This is a genomic window from Neobacillus drentensis (assembly GCF_036965645.1).
GTDB classification, from domain to species: Bacteria; Bacillota; Bacilli; order Bacillales; family Cytobacillaceae; genus Neobacillus; species Neobacillus drentensis_D.
Window position 1 is genome coordinate 20,482 of the sequence record NZ_JBALPZ010000003.1, and the last position, 22,382, is coordinate 42,863.

Here is a 22,382-nt window from a genome sequence, read left to right on the forward strand (position 1 = left end):
AGGGGGGTATGGTAAATTCAATTTGAAGGAGGGATGGAAATGAATAATGATAATCCTGAAAGCCTGAATCATTCTAATGATCACTGTGCTCCTATAACATCAAACCGAAAAAGTCATCATTCGGAGAAAACAAAACAGAATCTTGTTTCAAGATTAAATCGTATTGAGGGACAGATTCGTGGGATAAAAGGTCTTATTGAAAAAGATACCTATTGCGATGATGTGATTACACAAATTGCAGCTACCCAGGCAGCTTTAAATAGTGTTGCGAAAGTTCTTTTGGAAGGCCATATGAAAAGTTGTGTAGTGGAAAGAATTCAAGAGGGCGACCATGAAGTTGTAGATGAATTGTTAACCACTATTCAAAGATTAATAAAAAAATAATTGTCATAAGAGAGGGAGTAGCAAAATGGAAAAAATAACATTAAATGTTCAAGGAATGTCTTGCGGTCATTGTGTAAAAGCCGTAGAAAGCAGTGTTGGTGCTCTTAATGGTATCAGCTCCGTTAAAGTTGATTTAAAAAGTGCTAAAGTAGATGTTGAGTTTAATAATCAAGAGGTTTCATTAAATCAAATTAAAGAAGCAATCGAAGATCAAGGCTATGATGTGAAATAAAGAGATTGAAAAGACGTGCTAGGTGATAGCACGTTCCTTTCGAAGGAAAACATACCTATATGGGGTATAAGGAGTCGGCTTTATATGAGTCAAAGTGTAAAAGAAACAAATCTGCAAATCTCAGGAATGACCTGTGCCGCATGTGCGGTGAGAATTGAGAAGGGTCTTAAAAGATTAGAAGGCGTGGAAGAAGCAAATGTGAATCTGGCTTTAGAGCGTTCAAATGTTAAATATAATCCAGAAAAAATAAATATTGAAGAAATTGAAAAAAAGATTAAAGATCTTGGTTATGAGGTTGTTAATGAAAAAACGGAATTGGTTATAACCGGAATGACCTGTGCAGCTTGTGCTGCACGAATAGAAAAGGGTTTAACTAAATTAAATGGTGTCGTAAAAGCAAATGTCAACTTGGCACTTGAAAAAGCGACTATAGAGTACAACAGTGCGGTCTTAAACCCGAGTGAAATTATTAAAAAGGTAGAAACCCTTGGGTATGGTGCTCAAATAAAGGAAGATACAAAAGAAACAAGTGACCATCGCCAAAAGGAGATTGAAAGACAAACAGGGAAATTTATCTTTTCGACCATCCTTTCCTTCCCGCTTTTATGGGCCATGGTGGGACACTTTTCATTCACCTCATTTGTTTGGGTTCCCAAAATGTTTATGAATCCATGGGTGCAATTAGCTTTAGCTACCCCAGTACAATTTTTTATTGGTAAACAATTTTATGTTGGAGCTTATAAAGCTTTAAAAAATAAAAGTGCCAATATGGATGTTCTAGTGGCTTTAGGAACATCCGCCGCTTATTTTTACAGTTTATATTTATCATTAATGTCTATCGGTGGTATGAATCATTCCGTAGAACTTTACTATGAAACTAGTTCCATTCTTATTACGTTGATTATTCTTGGGAAGCTTTTTGAAGCAAAGGCGAAAGGACGGTCATCAGAAGCCATTAAGAAACTGATGGGTCTTCAAGCAAAAACAGCGATAGTTGAAAGAGATGGTGTAGAACAAGAAATCCCAATTGAAGAAGTGATTGTTGGTGATATTGTTCATATTAAACCGGGTGATAAAATACCGGTAGACGGGAAAGTATTAGAAGGGCGTTCCGCCATTGATGAATCAATGCTTACGGGTGAAAGTGTTCCAGTTGATAAAACCGTTGGTGATGAGGTAATTGGAGCTACAATCAATAAAAATGGATTTTTATTAATCGAGGCAACAAAAGTGGGCAAAGATACGGCTTTAGCACAGATTATTAAAGTAGTGGAGGAAGCGCAGGGATCAAAGGCACCAATCCAGCGTCTTGCTGATAAGATTTCCGGTGTATTTGTGCCTATTGTAGTTGCTCTAGCAGTATTAGCCTTTATCGTTTGTTATGTTTGGGTGGACCCTGGCGATTTTGCAGATGCACTTGAAAAATTGATTGCCGTTTTAGTTATCGCTTGTCCTTGTGCATTAGGTTTGGCAACGCCAACATCTATTATGGCCGGTTCAGGTCGTGCAGCAGAATATGGCATTCTATTTAAGGGTGGCGAGCATTTGGAAATGACCCATAAAATTTCTTCTGTTGTTGTAGACAAAACGGGTACCGTTACAAATGGAACACCTGTTTTAACCGATGTAGTAACAGCCCAAAATCAAATAGAAGATGAATTATTATCATTAGTGGGTTCTGCCGAAAAACAATCAGAGCATCCACTCGCTCAAGCAATTGTTCAAGGAATTAAGGATAAAGAGATTCCGTTAAAAGATGTAACAGAGTTTGAAGCGATCCCTGGGTTTGGTATTAAAGCAACTGTCGAAGCTAAAGAACTATTAATTGGTACTAGGAAATTAATGCGTAAATACAATGTAGCGGCAGAAGAGGCTTCTGGTCAAATGAACGAGTTAGAAAAGGCTGGTAAAACAGCTATGCTCGTCGCTATCGACTACCAATACGCTGGGATGGTAGCTGTAGCGGATACCATTAAAGAAACATCCCAATCAGCCATAAGCCGCCTCAAGGATATGGGAATAGAAGTAATTATGATTACTGGGGATAATCAACAGACAGCTCAAGCTATAGCATCACAAGTCGGTATCGAAAAGGTTATTGCTGAGGTTCTTCCTGAAGGAAAGGCTGAGGAAATCAAGAAATTGCAGGCAGAAGGGAAAAAGGTTGCCATGGTTGGTGATGGTATCAATGATGCTCCAGCCCTTGCCATTGCGGATATCGGAATGGCTATTGGAACAGGTACGGATGTTGCCATGGAAGCAGCGGATATCACGCTTATTCGTGGGGATTTGAATAGTATTGCAGATGCAATCTTCATGAGTAAGAAGACGATTCGTAATATTAAGCAAAATTTGTTCTGGGCCCTTGCTTATAATACTCTAGGTATACCTGTCGCTGCTCTTGGATTCCTAGCACCTTGGTTAGCAGGTGCAGCAATGGCATTCAGTTCAGTATCCGTTGTTCTCAATGCGTTACGTTTACAAAAAGTAAAATTGTAGATATGAAGAAGAAATTCAAAAAAGGTTTGGTAAGATACCAAACCTTTTCATTTATAGTTCTTTTCAGGATTTTCCTTTACCCATTTATACCCAATACCCCAGACTGTAAAAAGATGATTATCAATAGGGAACCCTGCACTCCGTAACTTTTCTCGTAAATTCCTAATATGGGAATCAATCGTTCGATCATCTATCTGGGATCTAAGCCCCCATATTGATGACAACAAGTGGTCACGAGAGTACACTTTTTGAGGATTTTTTATAAACAAACCAATTAAAGCAAATTCTTTGGGGGTAACCGAAATGACTTGGCCTTTATATTTTAATTCCATTGATTCTTCCTTCCATTCTAGGCCATTAAAAATTAAAATACGCTTGTCCTCTGTTGACTTTCTCGATCTTCTTAGCAATGCCTCGATTCTAGCCAGTAGCTCCCCTTCATTAAAAGGTTTTGTTACGTAATCGTCTGCTCCAAATTTTAAACCTTTGATAACGTCGGGAGTTTCACTCCGTGCTGTTAACATAATAATGGGGACATCTGAAAACTCCCTTATTTTTTTGCAGATCGTCCAACCATCCATCTCTGGCATCATAACGTCAAGAACTACCAAGTCAATCATTTCTTTTTCTAAATAAGTTAGAGCCACTTTTCCTGAGGTAGCCTTCACGCATTTATAACCATAAGGAGCTATATAAAGTCCTAAAAGGTCAAGCATTCGAGTTTCATCGTCCACAAGTAAAATCGTCTTCATATCTCCGCCCCCTTAACAAAAGTTTATATCTTTATAATAGAGTAAAATTTTGAAGAAACTTTGCAGATTTAATTTTTTGGCTGTGTTAAACATGGCTGTTGATTTCCGCTCCAGTCGCTCAGCAAACCAGCGGGCGTGCCGTGGAGCCTCCTCGGCGCTTAAGCGCCTGTGGGGTCTACCCTGCCCCGTACTCCCGCAGGACATTGATTTTACATCCTCGAATCCGCCCACGCACGAAGGAAATGCGTTAGCATTTTCGAGGAGTCGAGCGCCTTCCGCTCCAATCAACATCGTTTAAAAATCAAGAATAACCTTTAACACAGCCTTTTTAAAAAAAATTCACCTACTTAATTTAAGGCTCTTGAAACTTTATTTTAATCTTATGGCAAACCGTTATTTTTGCAAATAGTGATTGGTGTTTGGATTAAGGTATATTTTTGTCTTTTTCGACACTTTACACATTTTCTTCAAAGTTTCTGCTAAGTTTCTGCATACTTTTTTATTATATTAACTGTAAAGAGACATAAAGGAGAGGTTAACATGAATATGACGCATTATATGGGGTTACTCGCAGATAATCAGCCCTGGAATTTATTGATTTTTATGGCGGTTCCTGTCATTTGTGCAGAAATCTTGGCGATTTCGGAAATTGCTATATTATACACAAGAAAATTAGATGGTGCTTTGAAAAAACTGAATAAAGTAACTGGGATTTTTGCGGGATTCTATTTTACAGGTATATTTATTTACCTAATGAAAGCAGCCTATATCCCTCTAACGGTTAACGGAGAGTGGAAAGGGTGGATTGATGTAGTCGCTGTTACTTTCTATCTGCTTGGTATTATTCCATTTCTTGGTATGGCACTACTTGACCTAAATCTTATCTATCGAAATAGAACAGAAGAAGAGAAACTTAAAATTCATGCAATCTTTGTTAGTATCTTCTTGGTTGTAGCCCATATTGCCATGATTTTCGGAATGATTGATCCTTCCTTAGGTTCTAGTTCCTCAGGCGGCCATGACATGATGAATATGTAGGAATTAATCGTATGCTGTATAATTAAAAGATCAGAATGATAATGAGTGAAATGCGTGCAAAGAGGAGACTATTCTCCTCTTTTTTTATTTTTGGGGCCTAGATATGCAGGGTAGTAGTTTTTTTTATGTTTGTGGTAAAATGTTCTAACTTGGAAAAATTTTATCTAAATAGGTATACATACTAGGGGTGAAACAGTGTGAAGAAGTCTGCGGATTCGATGGACAAGCGTTTTAAGATTGCACATAAAGAAGCGCTGATTGGAGTTATCTTAGTTATTATTAATTTTGGTTTGTGGTACGGCTTTGGTTATGGACTTGGTTCGACAGATGTCAACGATTATACATATGTGTTTGGCCTGCCGGCATGGTTCTTTTACAGCTGCATTCTTGGCTCCATCATCATGATTGTTCTTGTAATTGTAACAGTAAAGTATATTTTCCAAGATATACCCTTTGAAGCAAATGAGGAGGAACACAAGTGAACTGGGCTGTTATTACACCATTGATTCTATTCTTATTGATTATTTTTGCAGTGGGGATTTGGTCAAACAAATTGGTACTCAAATCTGAATCCTTTTTAGAAGGGTATTTCTTAGGAGAACGGCAAATGGGCGGGTTCATCCTGGCGATGACCATGGTGGCCACTTACGGTAGTGCCAGTAGTTTTATTGGCGGCCCGGGAATTGCCTATACTCAAGGTCTGGGCTGGGTGCTGCTCGCCACCTCACAGCTGGTGACCGGCTATTTTACCTTAATGGTCCTTGGGAAAAAGTTTGCGATTGTGGCCCGTCAGTATAAGGCGATCACCTTAATCGATTTTTTAAAGGAACGTTATAAAAGTAAAACCGTTGTCATCTTATCAGCGGCAAGTATCATTATTTTCCTCTTTTCATCGATGACGGCGCAATGGATTGGCGGGGCACGTCTGGTGGAATCGTTGACGGGCATGCCTTATTCAACCGCCTTACTGATTTTTGCTTTTTCTGTTCTGGTGTTTGTTATTGTCGGTGGCTTTCGTGCGGTTGCGCTCACCGATACCGTTCAAGGGGTCGTGATGTTTGCAGGAACGCTGATTCTTTTAATTGCGACAATTAAAGCAGGCGGAGGGGTTTCGAACATCATCTCTGATTTAGCGGCGGAGAATCCGAACCTTATCAGCCCGTTTGGCGCCCAACATAATTTAACCCCGGCATATGTTTCGTCATTTTGGATTTTGGTTGGTGTTGGGGTTGTAGGCCTGCCGCAAATCACGGTTCGGGCGATGTCCTATAAAAATTCAAAAGCTATGCATAACGCCATTATAATCGGGACCATTGTTGTCGGCTTTATTATGCTCGGCATGCATTTAATTGGTGTATTTGCCCGCCCGGTGCTTCCGGGTATAAAAATCGGTGATACGGTTATGCCATTGTTATCAATGAAAGTATTGCCGCCGTTTGTTGCCGGGATTGTCCTTGCGGCACCTATGGCTGCGATTATGTCAACGGTCGATGCCTTGCTGATCTTGGTGAGCTCGGCTTTGGTAAAAGATATCTATTTGAATTACATCAAGCCGGATGCTGAGGACCAACAAATCAAAAAAGTAAGCTTCAGTGTAACGGCCATTATTGGGATTATCGTGATTATCCTTGCGTTAAGTCCACCTGATTTGATCGTTTGGTTAAATCTATTTTCTTTTGGCGGGCTGGAGTCAGTGTTTATTTGGCCAGTGATTTTAGGTTTGTATTGGAGTAAAGGTAATAAGTACGGAGCAATCACGTCGATGATTATTGGAATGGGTTCTTATATTCTATTAGATCGTTTTTATCCAAATGCCTTTGGACTGCATACGGTTGTCATGCCGATAGTCCTGTCTTTTTTAGGTTTTATCATTGTTAGTTTAATATCACAGCAAAAGGCAGCGGCTGGTCTAGAAAAGGCTAAGGTTTAAGGGATATTTTAGTTGCAATTTTATGGATTAGTTTTTAGAATAAATAATTAACGAGATTAATAAATGAGGTGTGCCCATGTTTGAGATTGTTAGGATATTTTCGGCACTAACGATGCCCGGATTAATGGTTTTGCTTTTTTCACGGGTCACTTACAATCGCGTTATCGGCCTTGTTTTAACCGTGGCACTCATTGCTGGGTCAGTTTACAAAGGCTATACCGACACCTTTTACCTGATTGTTATTGATGCCTTTTCGCTTACGGCCGGCTTCTGGCTGGCAGCCAAGATGAAACCGCGCGCAATTAAAAATAGCTAGAACCTAAACTTCTTTGAAAGTCTGCCTGGAAACAAGCAGGCTTTTTTTAATTGAAAAAACTTAATCAAAAAACGAATGTTAGTTCGCATATTGTTGGTTTGTTTTTGGGGGAATGTGGTAGAATGTTAATATGCAATTATCGAGAATCCATTTTTTAGCAGCATCCCGGACAATAAACAGTTTCTAAACCTGAGAGTGATATTTTTTTACGGGAGGAAATGAATTGTGAAAGACCAATTTGAATTAGTTTCAAAGTACTCGCCCCAAGGTGATCAGCCCGAAGCGATCCGCCAGTTAGTAGAAGGGATTAAAAATAATAAACGACATCAAACCCTGCTTGGCGCGACAGGTACAGGGAAGACCTTTACTGTTTCGAATGTCATTAAAGAAGTGAACAAACCAACCCTTGTGATCGCCCATAACAAAACATTAGCCGGACAGCTCTACAGTGAGTTCAAAGAATTTTTCCCAAATAATGCGGTAGAATACTTCGTCAGTTACTATGATTACTATCAGCCTGAAGCTTATGTGCCGCAAACCGATACCTTTATTGAAAAAGATGCCAGTATCAATGATGAAATTGATAAGCTGCGCCACTCGGCGACCTCGTCGTTATTTGAACGGAAAGATGTCATTATCATCGCCAGTGTGTCCTGTATCTATGGTCTCGGTTCGCCGGAAGAATACCGCGAGATGGTGTTATCGCTTCGCACAGGAATGGAGATTGAACGGAATCAGCTTCTGCATCGTTTAGTGGATATCCAATATGAACGTAATGATATCGATTTTAAACGGGGAACCTTCCGTGTCCGCGGGGATGTCGTTGAGATATTCCCAGTCTCCCGCGATGAACACTGTGTTCGCGTAGAATTTTTCGGTGATGAAATTGACCGCATTCGTGAAGTCGATGCGTTAACAGGTGAAATCATTGGGGAACGTTCACATATCGCGATTTTCCCGGCATCCCACTTCGTCACACGTGAAGAAAAAATGCGTCTAGCGATTGAGAATATTGAAAAAGAACTCGAGGAACGGCTTGAGGAATTAAGATCAGACGATAAACTGCTCGAGGCCCAGCGGATTGAGCAGCGTACCCGTTATGATTTAGAAATGATGCGGGAAATGGGCTTTTGTTCCGGGATTGAAAACTACTCCCGTCACCTGACCCTAAGGCCGGCCGGTTCCACACCTTATACATTGCTTGACTATTTTCCAGAAGATTTCCTGATCGTCATTGATGAGTCTCATGTTACCTTACCGCAAATCAGGGGTATGTTTAATGGAGACAAGGCCCGTAAACAAGTGCTGGTCGACCACGGCTTCCGTCTGCCATCGGCACTTGATAACCGGCCGCTTACCTTTGATGAATTTGATAAGCATGTCCACAATGCCATTTTTGTCTCGGCCACACCTGGACCATATGAGCTTGAGCATACACCGGAAATGATTGAACAAATTATCCGCCCGACAGGCTTATTGGATCCAACGATTGAAGTCCGTCCAATTGAAGGACAAATTGATGATTTGATTGGTGAAATACAGGACCGAGTTAAGAAAAATGAACGTGTCCTCGTAACGACGTTAACGAAGAAAATGTCAGAGGACTTGACTGATTATTTGAAAGAAATTGGGATAAAGGTTCAATATTTACATTCAGAAGTCAAGACGCTCGAGCGGATTGAAATTATCCGGGAGCTGCGTCTTGGAAAATATGACGTTTTGATCGGAATCAACTTGCTCCGGGAAGGACTCGATATTCCCGAGGTTTCCCTTATCACGATTCTCGATGCTGACAAAGAAGGCTTCCTTCGTTCGGAACGGTCGTTAATTCAAACAATCGGCCGGGCCGCCCGAAATGCCAATGGCCATGTTATTATGTATGCAGATAGAATCACCAATTCGATGGAGCTGGCAATTAGTGAAACAAAGCGGCGCCGGGCCATCCAAGAAGAATACAATGAAAAACATGGCATTACACCGCAGACAATTCAAAAGGAAATCCGTGATGTAATCCGTGCGACTCAAGCCGCGGAGGATCAGGAAGAGTATAAACCAGCGGCATCCTTCGGCAAGATGAGTAAGAAGGAACGAGAAAAACTGATAATGACAATGGAAAAAGAAATGAAGGAAGAAGCAAAAGCACTCAACTTCGAACGTGCTGCCGAGCTTCGTGATTTATTATTGGAATTGAAAGCGGAAGGATGACGTTAAATGGCAATGGAAAAACTGATTGTGAAAGGCGCCCGCGCCCACAATTTGAAAAATATAGATGTCACCATTCCGAGAGATAAGCTTGTGGTACTGACGGGACTCTCCGGTTCAGGAAAGTCCTCGCTCGCATTTGATACGATTTATGCAGAAGGGCAGCGCCGTTATGTGGAATCCCTGTCTGCTTATGCCCGCCAATTTCTCGGTCAAATGGATAAGCCGGATGTCGATATGATCGAGGGATTATCCCCGGCGATTTCGATTGATCAAAAAACGACAAGCCGAAACCCGCGCTCAACCGTTGGGACGGTAACGGAAATCTATGATTATTTGCGATTACTTTTTGCACGAGTCGGACATCCTACTTGTCCAAATCATGGGATTGAAATCTCTTCACAAACGATTGAACAAATGGTCGACCGGATTCTTGAATATCCAGAGCGGACCAAAATGCAAATCCTTGCCCCCGTTGTATCGGGACGAAAAGGAGCTCATGTAAAAGTATTGGAGGACATCAAAAAACAAGGGTTTGTCCGGGTTCGTGTCGACGGAGAAATGCTTGATCTTGGTGATGAAATCGAATTAGACAAAAATAAGAAACATTCAATAGAAGTAGTAGTGGACCGTATTGTCGTCAAGGAAGGCATTTCTGCCCGTGTTGCTGATTCGCTCGAGTCAGCCTTAAAGCTGGGGGAAGGAAATGTCATCGTCGATGTAATCGGCGAGGAAGAGCTGTTGTTCAGTGAGAATCATGCTTGTCCTATTTGCGGTTTCTCGATTGGTGAATTAGAACCAAGGATGTTTTCCTTTAACAGTCCATTCGGGGCCTGCCCTGACTGTGACGGACTTGGTTCAAAACTGGAAGTGGATCTTGATTTAGTCATCCCTAATAAGGATCTGACTTTAAAACAGCATGCCATTGCCCCTTGGGAGCCAACCAGCTCACAATATTATCCGCAGCTGCTGGCGGCGGTTTGTGATCATTATGGAATTGATCTGGATGTGCCTGTTAAAGACATCCCCGACCACCAAATGGATAAAATCCTCTACGGTTCCGGCAAGGATAAAATTTATTTTCGTTATGAAAATGATTTTGGGCAGCTCCGTGAGGGACATATCCAATTTGAGGGTGTAATGCGTAACGTTGAGCGTCGCTATAAAGAGACAAGCTCAGACTTTATCCGTGAACAAATGGAAAAATACATGGGTCAGCAGCCATGTCCAACCTGTAAAGGCTACCGTTTGAAAAAGGAATCGATGGCTGTATTAATTAACGGGTCTCATATCTCTCAAGTAACAGACCTATCGATTAAGGATGCTCAATCATTTTTTTCAGAATTAAAGCTTTCGGAAAAAGAAATGCAAATTGCTGCGTTAATCTTCCGTGAGATCAGTGAACGGCTAGGCTTCTTAATTAATGTTGGACTAGATTATTTGACCCTAAGCCGTACTGCTGGGACACTCTCCGGCGGTGAAGCACAGCGGATTAGGCTTGCGACACAAATTGGCTCGCGCCTAACCGGCGTATTATACATTTTGGATGAGCCGTCCATTGGTCTCCATCAGCGGGATAATGACCGGTTAATCGGTACGATGCAAAACATGCGTGATATCGGCAACACCTTGATTGTCGTCGAGCACGATGAAGATACGATGCTTGCTGCCGATTATCTCATTGATATTGGCCCTGGCGCAGGAATACATGGCGGTGAGATTGTTTCCGCAGGAACTCCGGCAGAAGTAATGGCCGACCCGAACTCCCTGACAGGTCAATATTTATCTGGGAAAAAATTCATTCCGCTTCCGCTTGAACGCCGGAAGCAGGACGGCCGTTTTATCGAAATCAAGGGCGCATCTGAAAATAATCTAAAAAATGTCAATGTGAAGTTTCCGCTTGGTCTGTTTATAGCCGTGACTGGCGTATCGGGATCCGGAAAAAGTACCCTTATTAACGAGATTCTTCATAAATCATTGGCGCAAAAACTGAATAAGGCGAAAACCAAACCTGGAGCACACAAGACGGTTAAGGGTATGGAGCATTTAGAAAAGGTAATTGACATTGACCAATCCCCAATCGGCAGAACACCGCGCTCGAATCCGGCCACTTACACCGGCGTCTTTGATGATGTTCGTGATGTGTTTGCATCAACGAATGAGGCGAAGGTGCGCGGGTATAAGAAAGGCCGCTTTAGTTTTAATGTCAAGGGCGGCCGTTGTGAGGCCTGCCGAGGTGACGGAATTATTAAAATTGAGATGCACTTCTTACCTGATGTATATGTTCCATGCGAAGTATGCCACGGCAAACGTTATAATCGTGAAACCCTAGAAGTGAAATATAAAGGAAAAAATATTGCGGACATCCTCGATATGACAGTTGAGGCCGCAGTTGAGTTTTTTGAAAACATTCCAAAAATCAGCCGTAAGCTGCAGACCATTTTGGATGTAGGTTTGGGTTATGTTAAACTTGGTCAGCCGGCAACGACCCTGTCAGGGGGAGAGGCTCAGCGTGTTAAGCTTGCCTCAGAACTGCACCGCCGTTCAAATGGTAAAACGTTCTATATCTTAGATGAGCCAACGACCGGGCTTCATGTGGACGACATCTCCCGTTTGCTTGTTGTCTTACAGCGGCTGGTTGAAAATGGCGATACGGTTCTGGTCATTGAGCATAATCTCGATGTGATTAAGACGGCCGATTATCTTGTCGACCTCGGTCCCGAGGGAGGAGACAAGGGCGGAACCATCGTTGCAACGGGAACGCCGGAAAAAGTAGCAGAGACCGCTGAATCCTATACCGGAAAATATTTAAGACCAATCCTTGCACGCGATCGCGAGCGGATGAAACAGCAAATTGAAGAGAAGAGTGCGATTAAAGCATAGAAAAAGCTGAAATCAACAGGTTATAAACCTGGCTGGTTTCAGCTTTTTTTATGCACTAGGAAAGTAAAGAGTTTGAAATAGCGGCATAAATCTAAAAACTGGCGGAATAAGATAGAATGTTGGTGGAATAAATTAGAAATTGTGGGGTTCCGAGTCTAGCAGGAACTAGGTTGGCGGAAAAAATGCAAAAATGGGCGGAATTAATCTGAAATTAGGCGGAAATACGCCTGAAATAGGCGGAATAAAATAAAAATCCGACGGAAACCAGAACCGCACCAACTAGGCTGGCGGAAAAAATCTAAAATTAGACGGAAAAAATCCGAAATCTGGCGGAAAAAATTCGTAAACTGGCGAAAAAAACACTAAATNNTAAATCTAACGGAAACCAGAACCGCGCCGTCTCGGTTGGCGGGAATAATCTCAAATTAGACGGAAATAATCCCAATTCTGACGGAAAAAACACTAAATCCGACGGAATTAATCCAAAAGTCCGCGGAAACAAACCAAAATCCCCAACCCGCCATCCAAGCCGCGCTTAAAAATAACAAATAGAAAAGAAACCTTTCCCATACTAAACTCGTAATAAAAGAGAGAGGTGATAAACGTATGGAGACAAGAAAAGTCCTATCCAGTCTGTGCTACTTTAGTATCTTTTTCGCCGGATTTATTTTCCCCTTAGTCGTCTATTTAGCCACAGGGGACAAAGAAACCAAAGGGCATGCCAAAAAATCACTAGTATCACACCTAATACCATTAATCCTGACCCCTCTCCTAGTGTTGGCGGTATTCTATGACTTTACTTCTCAGCTAGACAGCATCCCTATTTTTACCATTCTGAGTATCATCGTTCTCATTTTACTTTGGCTCATAGTCATCATCTGGAACATTGTCAAAGGCGTAAAGGTATTAACAGCTGAATAAGCTAAAAGTAACAAATTCATTTAGGTAGAGGTGGAAAACATGAAAGAGGAAAGAAAACAGATTTTACAAATGGTCGAGGAAGGGAAAATAAAGGCCGATGAAGCCTTAAAACTCCTCGAAGAACTGGAAAAAGCAGAGAAATCAATGGAACAAAAGCAGGCGCAGCTTGTCAATGAACTGTCCACCACCGTCCAATTTGAGGAAGCCAAAAAAGAAGAGCCGTTCCAAGCAAAATATCAATCTACAAAGGACAAAATCTTTGAATTTGTGGATTTAGCCTTTAAAAAAATTAAAGACATAGAATTAGATTTAAACTTCGCCCAGTCCGTGGATATCTCGCATATTTTCCATCAAGGGGAAGCCGCAATAAAAGATATCGACATTGACGTCGCGAACGGAGCCGTCAAGCTCGTAGGCTGGGATCAGCCTGATGTCAGAATTGAGTGTCAGGCAAAGGTATACCGAGTGGAAAATCAAGACCAAGCCCGGCAAAATTTTTTACGAGACGTCCTTTTCACTGTGGAACACGAAAAATTACGATTTATCACCCAGCAGAAATGGATGAAGGTCGAAGCCGTTGTCTACGTCCCAAAAGCCGTTTATAACCGAGTGCGGGTCAGATTGTTTAATGGCACGATTACTGGGGAACAAATGAATGTAGATGAACTGCGTGTAAAAACGGCGAATGGAAAAATTGCCCTTGACCGCTTCATTGGTAAGAATACAGAACTGGAAACAGCGAATGGGAAAATTAAGCTGAAAGGCAGTCAATTTGATAAAGTCGAAGCAGAAACAATTAATGGTGCCATCCAACTTGACGGTGAGTTTAAAAAGCTTGAAATAGATTCATTTAAAGGAAATATCAGTTTAAATCTACATGGAAACCAAGCGGAATTGATTCAGGCCAAAACGACTGCGGGCGGAATCGACCTCTATATCCCTGATGGGCTCCCGGTAAATGGGAATTTAAAAACCAATCTTGGCGGGTTTCACGTCAACTTAGTCGGCATTCAAGTGCTGGAGGAAAAAACTGAAATGATCCAAAAATCACTGCGCTTCCAATCCATTAATCACCCAGAAAAACTGGCACACATTTATGCCGATACGAAAACAGGTTCCATCACGATCCACCAATCACAAGAAGAAAAGTAGGAGATTTATTGAATGAGATGGCTGCTAGGTTGTTTGATAAATGCGGTATTATTTATGGCACTCGCCGGTTATTTTCATGAAAGCTTTCAATTGACCGGTTTCGTAGCCGCACTAGAAGCGAGCGTTTTATTATCGATCTTAAATATACTCGTCCGTCCGCTGTTGATTTTGTTTACCTTACCGGTCACAGTCTTAACCATGGGGCTTTTCCTGTTTGTGATCAATGCCATTACGCTTGAGTTGACGGATTATTTAATGGGTCCCGCCTTTGAAATTAATGGGTTTGGTATGGCATTATTCTTTGTCATATTGATGTCGCTCATTAATGTCATTATTCAAAAAACGCTCCTTGAGCCATCAAGAAGAGCTAAGAAATAACAGAAAAAGGTGTACTTCTTACTAATAGAGGTGCACCTTTTTCCTTTTTTGGATAACTACCATTTGGTTCTTTTTCAAAAAATGCTAAAATAGGAGGTATGAATTCTTCTTATTACTAATTTTTAAAAAAATACATCCGTTTGAGGAGGAAATATCCTTGCCAAAAGTACGTACCAAAGATATTTATGAAAAATTCAATTTAGAATTAATCAGTGGTGAAGAAGGCATTAACCGCCCAATTACCATGAGTGATATATCTCGTCCGGGGATTGAAATGGCCGGCTACTTCGAGTTTTATCCGGCTGAACGGATCCAGCTGTTAGGAAAAACAGAATTATCATTTTTCCAAGAGCTATCTCCGAACGACCGTGCTTCTCGAATGGAACGGCTTTGTACGGACATCACACCTGCCATCATAGTCACACGGGGAATAGATGTTCCGAAAGAGTTAATCGAAGCATCCGAACGAGAATCTGTTCCTGTCTTAAAGACCAACATGGTAACTACCCGTTTCTCCAGCCGTTTGACCAACTTTTTAGAAAGCAAGCTTGCGCCAACTACCGCTGTTCATGGCGTATTGGTTGATGTTTATGGGATTGGTGTGTTAATTACAGGGAAAAGCGGCGTTGGTAAAAGTGAAACAGCTCTAGAACTAGTAAAGCGCGGGCACCGGCTCGTGGCAGACGATTGTGTTGAGATTCGTCAGGAAGACCAAGATACATTGGTGGGGACCTCACCGGATTTAATCGAACATTTATTAGAAATCCGTGGTTTAGGGATTATCAATGTGATGACTTTGTTTGGTGCAGGAGCGGTCCGCAGCAATAAGCGGATTACACTCATTATGAATCTGGAAATTTGGGATGCGAAAAAGCAATACGACCGCCTTGGCTTGGACGAGGAAAAAATGAGGATCATTGATACCGATGTTCCAAAGCTGACGGTTCCAGTTCGCCCAGGCCGAAACCTGGCTGTTATTATAGAAGTGGCAGCCATGAATTTCCGCTTAAAACGGATGGGTGTCAATGCAGCCCAGCAATTTACCGACCGCTTGTCAGATGTAATTGAAGAGGGAGACCACGAATAAGGAGAGAAAAAGATGAACGAAAATATACAGCCATTAAACCCGATCGCTTTCTCACTTGGTCCAATTCAAGTGCATTGGTATGGGATTATTATCGGCTCCGGATTAGCACTTGCTTTGTATTTGGCGATTAGAGAAGCCAATCGTAGAGGATTACCAAAGGATACATTTGCTGATTTAATGCTTTGGGCCATCCCCATCGCGATTATTTCGGCAAGGATTTACTACGTTATATTTGAATGGGATTATTATGGCAGTCATCCGGCAGACATCCCGAAAATTTGGAATGGGGGAATTGCCATTCATGGTGCCCTAATAGGTTCTGTGATCACCACCATCGTTTTTGCCAGAAAAAGAGGGATTTCCTTTTGGAAAATAGCGGACATTGCCGCGCCTAGCATTATTCTTGGACAAGCGATTGGCCGCTGGGGCAATTTCATGAACCAGGAAGCCCATGGAGGAGAAGTAACAAGAGGATTCCTTGAAAGCTTGCATTTACCTGATTTTATCATCAACCAAATGTATATTAATGGGACCTATTATCACCCAACCTTTTTATATGAATCAGTTTGGGATTTCATCGGCTTTTTATTATTAATCCTGCTGCGCCGCGTGAATTTCCGCCGCGGGGAACTGTTTTTATCTTATGTTATTTGGTATTCCATCGGCCGCTTTTTTGTCGAAGGACTTAGAACAGATAGTTTGATGCTTGGAAACCTTCGAATGGCGCAAACCATTTCGATTGCGTTGATTGTAGTGGCTTTGGGCATTTTTGTTTATCGACGCACGAAAAATCCAGCCGGAGCGCATTACTTAGATCAAACGAATTAAAATAGCTGGCACTAGGCTAATGAGAAAGGAATTCAGCTATGACCAACAAAATCACAACCATACTATTTGATTTAGATGGGACTTTAATCGATACGAATGAATTAATTATTTCCACTTACTTGAACACCCTGGAAAAATATTTTCCAAGCAAGTATAAACGCGAGGATGTGCTCCCTTTCCTTGGCCCCACACTCCATGAGGTATTTGGAGGAATGACTCCGGAACCGGAACAGGTTGAGGAAATGGTCGCCGCTTATCGTGAGTATAATATCTCCAAGCATGATGAACTCGTAAAAGAGTTTATTGGGGTGACAGAAACGATTCAGACGTTGAAGCAGCGCGGCTATAAGCTAGCGGTTGTGACAACCAAGCGTTTGGACGTAACACTTAAAGGCTTACGTCTTATGAATTTGGAGCAGTTTTTTGAAGTCATCGTTGCTTACGAACATGTGAAAAAGACAAAGCCGGATCCAGAACCGATCCTTAATGCCTTGGAGCAGTTGAAGTCAATTCCATCAGAAACGATGATGGTCGGCGATAATTTCCACGATATTTTAGCTGGTAAAAATGCTGGTACGCTAACAGCTGGTGTAGCTTGGTCGATTAAAGGCCGGGACTACGTAGCAAGTTATGAACCTGATTACATGTTAGAGAACATGACTGACTTATTAACCATTCTCGGAGAGACAGAAAGATGAGAAATACGACCCGCTATCCTGTAGAGGGGGCGAACTCTTTGTGGCACGTCTACAAGACGGTGCCATTTTGGAAGGTTGTTAAAAATTTTGTCGTCATTCAGATGGCGAGGTATACACCATTTTTGAGCATGAAAAACTGGTTATATCGTACCTTTCTAGGAGTTAAGGTAGGGGAGCAAACCTCCTTCGCACTAATGGTCATGCTCGATGTCATGTTTCCTGAGAAAATTAGTGTCGGCCGCAATACGGTTATTGGCTATAATACGACCATTCTCGCCCATGAGTATTTAATTAAGGAATACAGGCTTGGGAATGTCGAAATTGGGAATGAAGTCATGATTGGGGCCAATTCTACGGTTCTTCCTGGTATAACGATAGGGGATGGAGCGATAGTCTCAGCTGGAACATTAGTTCATAAGGACGTTCCGCCTGGATGTTTCGTCGGAGGAAATCCTATGAGGGTCATTTATACGAAAGAAGAACTAGAAAAACGCTGGTCAGACGACCAGATCTATAAAAATGTAAAAAAGTCTAGTCAAATATGATTAGACTTTTTTACGTTGTTTAAATAAATTCTTACATAAATTAGGAATTGAGTCGCGTTTTTGTTCTTGATTTGGAACGTTATAATGGTAGAGCATGGTAATCTATTAGATTCAGACCTTTTATAGAATGTAGTCCATCTATTAAAAGATTGTCGATTTTTGGCTTATAGAAAAAGACAAAGAGAATTTCCCTGATCATTGGCTGATTGGGAGCCGAAGGACAAAATTTTTCTGAATCTTAAAAAAGGAGAGGATTATCAGAAAGATAAAGAAAACGGAGGTCTTAGCTAGAAAATTTGATCAAAGGGGATAGGTGAAGAGGCAAATGAAAAAGAAGAATATTAATAGATATAGTAAATTAGCCGCAACAGCTTTGATACTCAGCACAATTGTTTCACCCTCAATTCCGTACAAGGCAAAAGCAGCAGAGACAGCTAATGCAGCCACTCTAAGGATTTTGGAAACAACCGATCTGCATGATGCCGCAATGGCTTATGACTACTACCAAGATACCTCGAATGGCATTAACTACGGTTTATCAAAGACGGCAACATTGATTCAGCAAGCAAGAGCAGAGGTAGATCCAAGTAACTCGATGCTGTTTGATGCTGGTGACTTACTCCAGGGGAATCCGATGGCCGATTATGTTGCAAAAGTTAACCCTCTGAAAGATGACGAGGTTCATCCAATGTTTAAGGCTATGAGTCTATTAAACTATGATGGTGGAATCGTCGGAAACCATGAGTTTAATTATGGTTTAGACTTTCTGGATAAAACCTTAGAACATGCTCCATATCCAATTGTTAACGCAAATATCTATAAAGATGATCATGACAGTGATCCATCCAATGATGTTAACTATTTTACTCCATATCAAATCATTCCGAAAAAGATAAAAGACAAAAATGGCGATATACAAGAAGTTAATGTAGGAATTATAGGATTCGCTCCACCTCAGATTTTACAGTGGGATAAAGATAACCTTCAAGGAAAGGTTATTGTTAAAGATATTGTTGAAACTGCCAAAAAATATGTGAAAGAAATGAAAGATAATGGTGCAGATGTGATTATAGCCATTGCCCACTCTGGCTGTGATGTCACAAACGAAAACCAGGTGGATGCAGAAAATGCCGTATTCACATTAAGTAAAGTTGCTGACATCGATGCCCTATTATTCGGACATGCCCACTATGCGTTCCCAGCTGGTAAAGAATTTCACCAAGGAAGCAATATAGCAAATCCTGATCTGCCAGGCCTTGATACTTCAAAGGGTACTATTAATGATACACCTGCAGTAGAAGCGGGTTATTGGGGCAATAACCTTGGTGTTCTTGACTTGGCATTAGTTCAAAATGCTGATGGGAAATGGACAGCGGATAAAGCTGCTTCACGCTCTGTTGATAGACCTGTAACACCGGCTACTGCTGAGGATCAGACAATTGTAAATGCGGTTAAAGATGTACACGAAGCAACCCTTGAATATGTACGCGGGAAAATTGGAGAAACAAGTGCACCAATGTCCAGCTATTTCTCTCGGGTAATGGACGACCCAACCATCCAAATTGTCAACAATGCACAAACAGATTATGTTAAGAGCTGGATTAATAAGAACCGTCCAGATCTTGAAGATGTTCCCGTCATTTCAGCAGGGGCACCATTCAAAGCCGGCCGCCAAGGAGCAACCGATTATACAAACATTGCAAAAGGCGACCTTTCCATTAAGAGTGCCAATGACCTTTATTTATATAACAACACATTAAAAGCTGTAGAATTAACAGGTGCAGAAGTAAAAGAATGGCTAGAAATGTCGGCCTCACAATTCAACAGAATTGATCCTACTAATGCCAACGCACAAGAATTAATCGATTATGGGTTCCAGCCATTCAATTTTGATGTGATTGATGGAGTTAAATACCAAATCGATGTTACACAGCCAGCAAGATATAACTATACGACAGGTGAAGTTTCTAACCCAGATGCTCACCGTATCATTCATTTTACCAATATGGATGGATCAGCGATTGATCCAAATCAAAAATTTATCGTTGCGACCAATAACTATCGTGCCAGCGGCGGCGGGAACTTCCCAGGAACGAAAGGTGGAAAGGCAGCCGTTGTAGTAGATTCTCCTTTAGAAAACCGTCAGATTTTGATGGATTATATTAAGGCACAAGGGGTTGTAAATCCAGTTGCAGATAATAACTGGAAAATCGCTCCTGTGGGTGGAGCAGCGAAAACATTAACCTTTAAATCGTCACAAGCTGCAAAAGATGTTTTAGCATCTACTCCAAATATTAAAGATGTAGGTCCATTATCCGATGGCTCCGGTTTTGAACAATACTCGCTAAATCAAGATGTTCACGTTCAATTACTTGGTATAAACGACTTACACGGACAATTAGACTATAAAACTACTGTAGCTGGAAAACCTGCCGGCGGAATTGAATATTTAGCTGGTTACCTAAAGGAAAGAGAAGCAGACAATCCTTCGAACACCTTAATGGTACAAGCAGGAGACGCTGTTGGTGCGAGCCGTCCTGTTTCCGCCTTATTACAAGATGAGCCAACCATCCGAATCCTGAATGAACTTGGCTTTGATGTCGGTACCATTGGTAACCATGAATTTGATGAAGGTGTAACCGAGATGCTTCGCTTGATTAACGGCGGTGCCCATCCAAAAACCGTTGAGAAGTATGGTGTGTTTGAAGGAGCAGATTTCCCTTATGTAGCGGCAAATGTCGTGAAGGAGGATACAAACGAGCTCATCTTGCCTCCATATGTAGTTAAGGAAGTAGACGGAGTGAAAGTTGGCTTTATCGGTGTTGTGACAACTGAAACGCCAAGCATTGTAACGCCAAGTGGTGTGGCCGGAGTTAAATTTACAGATGAAGCAGAAGCTATCAACAAGTATACAGCTGAATTAAAAGCCCAAGGAATTAAATCGATTGTCGTTCTTGCCCATGATCCTGGTACTTCCGCGACAGACGGTACTAACCCTATAGGAAAAGTAGTCGATATCGCCAAGGCAGTCGATGATGAAGTGGATGTTATTTTTGGGGCGCATGACCATAAATACCTGAACTCCACTGTAGACGGTAAACTGCTTGTTCAATCTTATTCTTATGGAACAGCATTCTCTGATGTTGATTTAACGATTGATCCAGTTACGCAGGATATTGTTGAGAAAAAGGCGGAGATTGTAACAACGTTCCAAGATGCTGCCCATCTTGATGCAAAAATTAAGGCAGAAATGGATCAATATCAGGCAGATGTGGCACCTATCACGAATCAAGTTGTAGGGCAAGCAGCTGCACCAATTTCACGTACGACTAATGAAGCAGGGGAAGCGCCGCTAGGAAACCTGATCGCAGATGGCATGAGAGATGCAACCGGTACTGATTTTGCGTTCATGAATATCGGCGGTATCCGTGATGATATTAAGGATGCTGGAGATATTACATGGGGAGAACTTTTCGCCATCCAGCCATTCGGCAATGATATCGTGACAGAGAAAATCACTGGTGAGCAAGTAAGAACTCTACTGAATCAGCAGTTTGCAGCTGATCGAAACCGGATTATGCAAATTTCAGGTTTGAAGTACACTTGGTCCGATTTATTACCACTTGGGCAAAAGGTCATCGATATTTACTTGCCAAGTGGTAAAAAGATTGACCCTAATAGTACTTATTCTGTAACCGTCAATAACTTCATGGCAGACGGCGGAGATGGATTCGTGGTTCTTAAGCAGGGTACAGACCGTACGACATGGTCTTCTGACTTGGATGCCTTTGTAAACTATATTAAGTCCTTTAAAGGGCAACCAATTTCTGCAAAAATTGAAGGCAGGATTTTGATAAAAGACATTACAGCTCCAGATGCACCAGTCGTTGGACAAATCATTGCCCCAGCTATGAGCGTAACGGGGAAAGCGGAAGCAGGTTCAACCGTAAAAGTTTATAATGGGAAAACGCTGTTAGGCAGTGCTGCAGCAGGTCAAAATGGAGTATTCACGATCTCATTTAAATCAGCTCAGACACACGATACAGTGTTAACTTTCACAGCTACAGATGCAGCTGGAAACACAAGTAATGTAACGTCAGTAAAGCTAGTAAAAAGCAATCCGAAATTCCAGTAATATATGAAAATGCACTCCTGAATCCTATTCAGGGGTGTTTTTTTGTGTTCAAGGAAAATATAGATTTACTACTTGTGGACAACTTTTTACAGGTTTAGACACGTCCAGCTCCAGCGCCTAGCCCCTCGAGGTCATAAGCCAATCCGTCCAAAAGGTTAAAAAACAACCTTTCGGCCGGCTCGTCTTATGCTTGTCGGGGCTAGGGAAAAATGAACTACTTTTTTACCTGATCAAGGCGCTTGCGCTTTTGTTCCTATAATGAAACAAATTCTGCTGAATCTCGCGAAAATTTGCAAAATTTATGCGTACTCGATGTAAAACTAGTTTAAAATATAAGAAACTTAAGTGTTTTTGATTGACGTGTCGAAAGTAAAAAGGTAAACTTTAGTTTATTAGCACATT

18 protein-coding genes are annotated in these 22,382 nt (G+C 41.5%); 17 read left to right on the top strand and 1 reads right to left on the bottom strand.

The genetic code is table 11. The features are described from left to right. Window positions 1–39 precede the first annotated feature (39 nt). The 3 genes from V7266_RS00315 (at window position 40) to V7266_RS00325 (ending at window position 3,115) form a co-directional block, all read left to right on the top strand. Window positions 40–384, top strand: coding sequence for a metal-sensitive transcriptional regulator (locus tag V7266_RS00315; protein ID WP_335465136.1), 345 nt, complete (start codon window positions 40–42; stop codon window positions 382–384). A gap of 25 nt (window positions 385–409) precedes the next feature. Further along, complete coding sequence (copZ, locus tag V7266_RS00320; protein ID WP_335465137.1) at window positions 410–616, top strand: copper chaperone CopZ; 207 nt, start codon at window positions 410–412, stop codon at window positions 614–616. 84 nt (window positions 617–700) lie between these two features. Beyond that, window positions 701–3,115 (top strand): heavy metal translocating P-type ATPase, encoded by a 2,415-nt coding sequence (locus V7266_RS00325; RefSeq protein ID WP_335465138.1) that lies wholly within the window; start codon window positions 701–703, stop codon window positions 3,113–3,115. 47 nt (window positions 3,116–3,162) lie between these two features. Here the strand turns inward: V7266_RS00325 and V7266_RS00330 are convergent, their stop codons facing one another. Further along, window positions 3,163–3,867 carry a response regulator transcription factor gene (locus V7266_RS00330; protein WP_335465140.1) on the bottom strand — a complete coding sequence of 235 codons (705 nt, stop codon included), beginning with the start codon at window positions 3,865–3,867 and terminating at the stop codon, window positions 3,163–3,165. 540 nt (window positions 3,868–4,407) lie between these two features. Here V7266_RS00330 and V7266_RS00335 point away from each other — a divergent pair. The 14 genes from V7266_RS00335 to V7266_RS00400 all read left to right on the top strand — a co-directional run bounded on the left by V7266_RS00335 (window position 4,408) and on the right by V7266_RS00400 (window position 21,980). Then, window positions 4,408–4,905 carry a DUF6803 family protein gene (locus V7266_RS00335; protein ID WP_335465142.1) on the top strand — a complete coding sequence of 166 codons (498 nt, stop codon included), beginning with the start codon at window positions 4,408–4,410 and terminating at the stop codon, window positions 4,903–4,905. A gap of 218 nt (window positions 4,906–5,123) precedes the next feature. Beyond that, complete coding sequence (locus tag V7266_RS00340) at window positions 5,124–5,387, top strand: YhdT family protein (RefSeq protein WP_335465194.1); 264 nt, start codon at window positions 5,124–5,126, stop codon at window positions 5,385–5,387. Next, window positions 5,384–6,835: a sodium/pantothenate symporter gene (gene panF / locus V7266_RS00345; protein ID WP_335465144.1), complete on the top strand. Its 1,452-nt coding sequence runs from the start codon at window positions 5,384–5,386 to the stop codon at window positions 6,833–6,835. Before V7266_RS00340 ends, panF begins: the two co-directional genes overlap by 4 nt. A 76-nt stretch (window positions 6,836–6,911) precedes the next feature. Next, window positions 6,912–7,151, top strand: coding sequence for a CsbA family protein (locus V7266_RS00350; RefSeq protein ID WP_335465146.1), 240 nt, complete (start codon window positions 6,912–6,914; stop codon window positions 7,149–7,151). Window positions 7,152–7,376: 225 nt separating this feature from the next. After that, a complete protein-coding gene (gene uvrB, locus V7266_RS00355; RefSeq protein WP_335465148.1) occupies window positions 7,377–9,356 on the top strand; it encodes an excinuclease ABC subunit UvrB in 1,980 nt (659 codons plus the stop codon). Between the two features lie 6 nt (window positions 9,357–9,362). Then, a complete protein-coding gene (gene uvrA, locus V7266_RS00360) occupies window positions 9,363–12,236 on the top strand; it encodes an excinuclease ABC subunit UvrA (RefSeq protein WP_335465149.1) in 2,874 nt (957 codons plus the stop codon). A gap of 606 nt (window positions 12,237–12,842) precedes the next feature. Then, entirely contained in the window at window positions 12,843–13,157 is a 315-nt protein-coding gene (locus tag V7266_RS00365) for a DUF4870 domain-containing protein (RefSeq protein WP_335465150.1), read from the top strand. Between the two features lie 39 nt (window positions 13,158–13,196). Continuing rightward, a complete protein-coding gene (locus V7266_RS00370) occupies window positions 13,197–14,309 on the top strand; it encodes a DUF4097 family beta strand repeat-containing protein (RefSeq protein WP_335465152.1) in 1,113 nt (370 codons plus the stop codon). 12 nt (window positions 14,310–14,321) lie between these two features. After that, a complete protein-coding gene (locus V7266_RS00375) occupies window positions 14,322–14,687 on the top strand; it encodes a phage holin family protein (protein WP_335465153.1) in 366 nt (121 codons plus the stop codon). 157 nt (window positions 14,688–14,844) lie between these two features. Further along, a complete protein-coding gene (gene hprK, locus V7266_RS00380) occupies window positions 14,845–15,774 on the top strand; it encodes an HPr(Ser) kinase/phosphatase (RefSeq protein ID WP_335465155.1) in 930 nt (309 codons plus the stop codon). A 12-nt stretch (window positions 15,775–15,786) separates the two neighbouring features. Continuing rightward, window positions 15,787–16,602 (top strand): prolipoprotein diacylglyceryl transferase, encoded by an 816-nt coding sequence (gene lgt / locus V7266_RS00385; RefSeq protein WP_335465156.1) that lies wholly within the window; start codon window positions 15,787–15,789, stop codon window positions 16,600–16,602. 38 nt (window positions 16,603–16,640) lie between these two features. Continuing rightward, window positions 16,641–17,300 carry a pyrophosphatase PpaX gene (gene ppaX / locus V7266_RS00390; protein WP_335465158.1) on the top strand — a complete coding sequence of 220 codons (660 nt, stop codon included), beginning with the start codon at window positions 16,641–16,643 and terminating at the stop codon, window positions 17,298–17,300. Next, complete coding sequence (locus V7266_RS00395; protein ID WP_335465160.1) at window positions 17,297–17,845, top strand: acyltransferase; 549 nt, start codon at window positions 17,297–17,299, stop codon at window positions 17,843–17,845. Before ppaX ends, V7266_RS00395 begins: the two co-directional genes overlap by 4 nt. Before the next feature lie 325 nt (window positions 17,846–18,170). Then, window positions 18,171–21,980 (top strand): bifunctional 2',3'-cyclic-nucleotide 2'-phosphodiesterase/3'-nucleotidase, encoded by a 3,810-nt coding sequence (locus tag V7266_RS00400; RefSeq protein WP_335465162.1) that lies wholly within the window; start codon window positions 18,171–18,173, stop codon window positions 21,978–21,980. Window positions 21,981–22,382 lie beyond the last annotated feature (402 nt).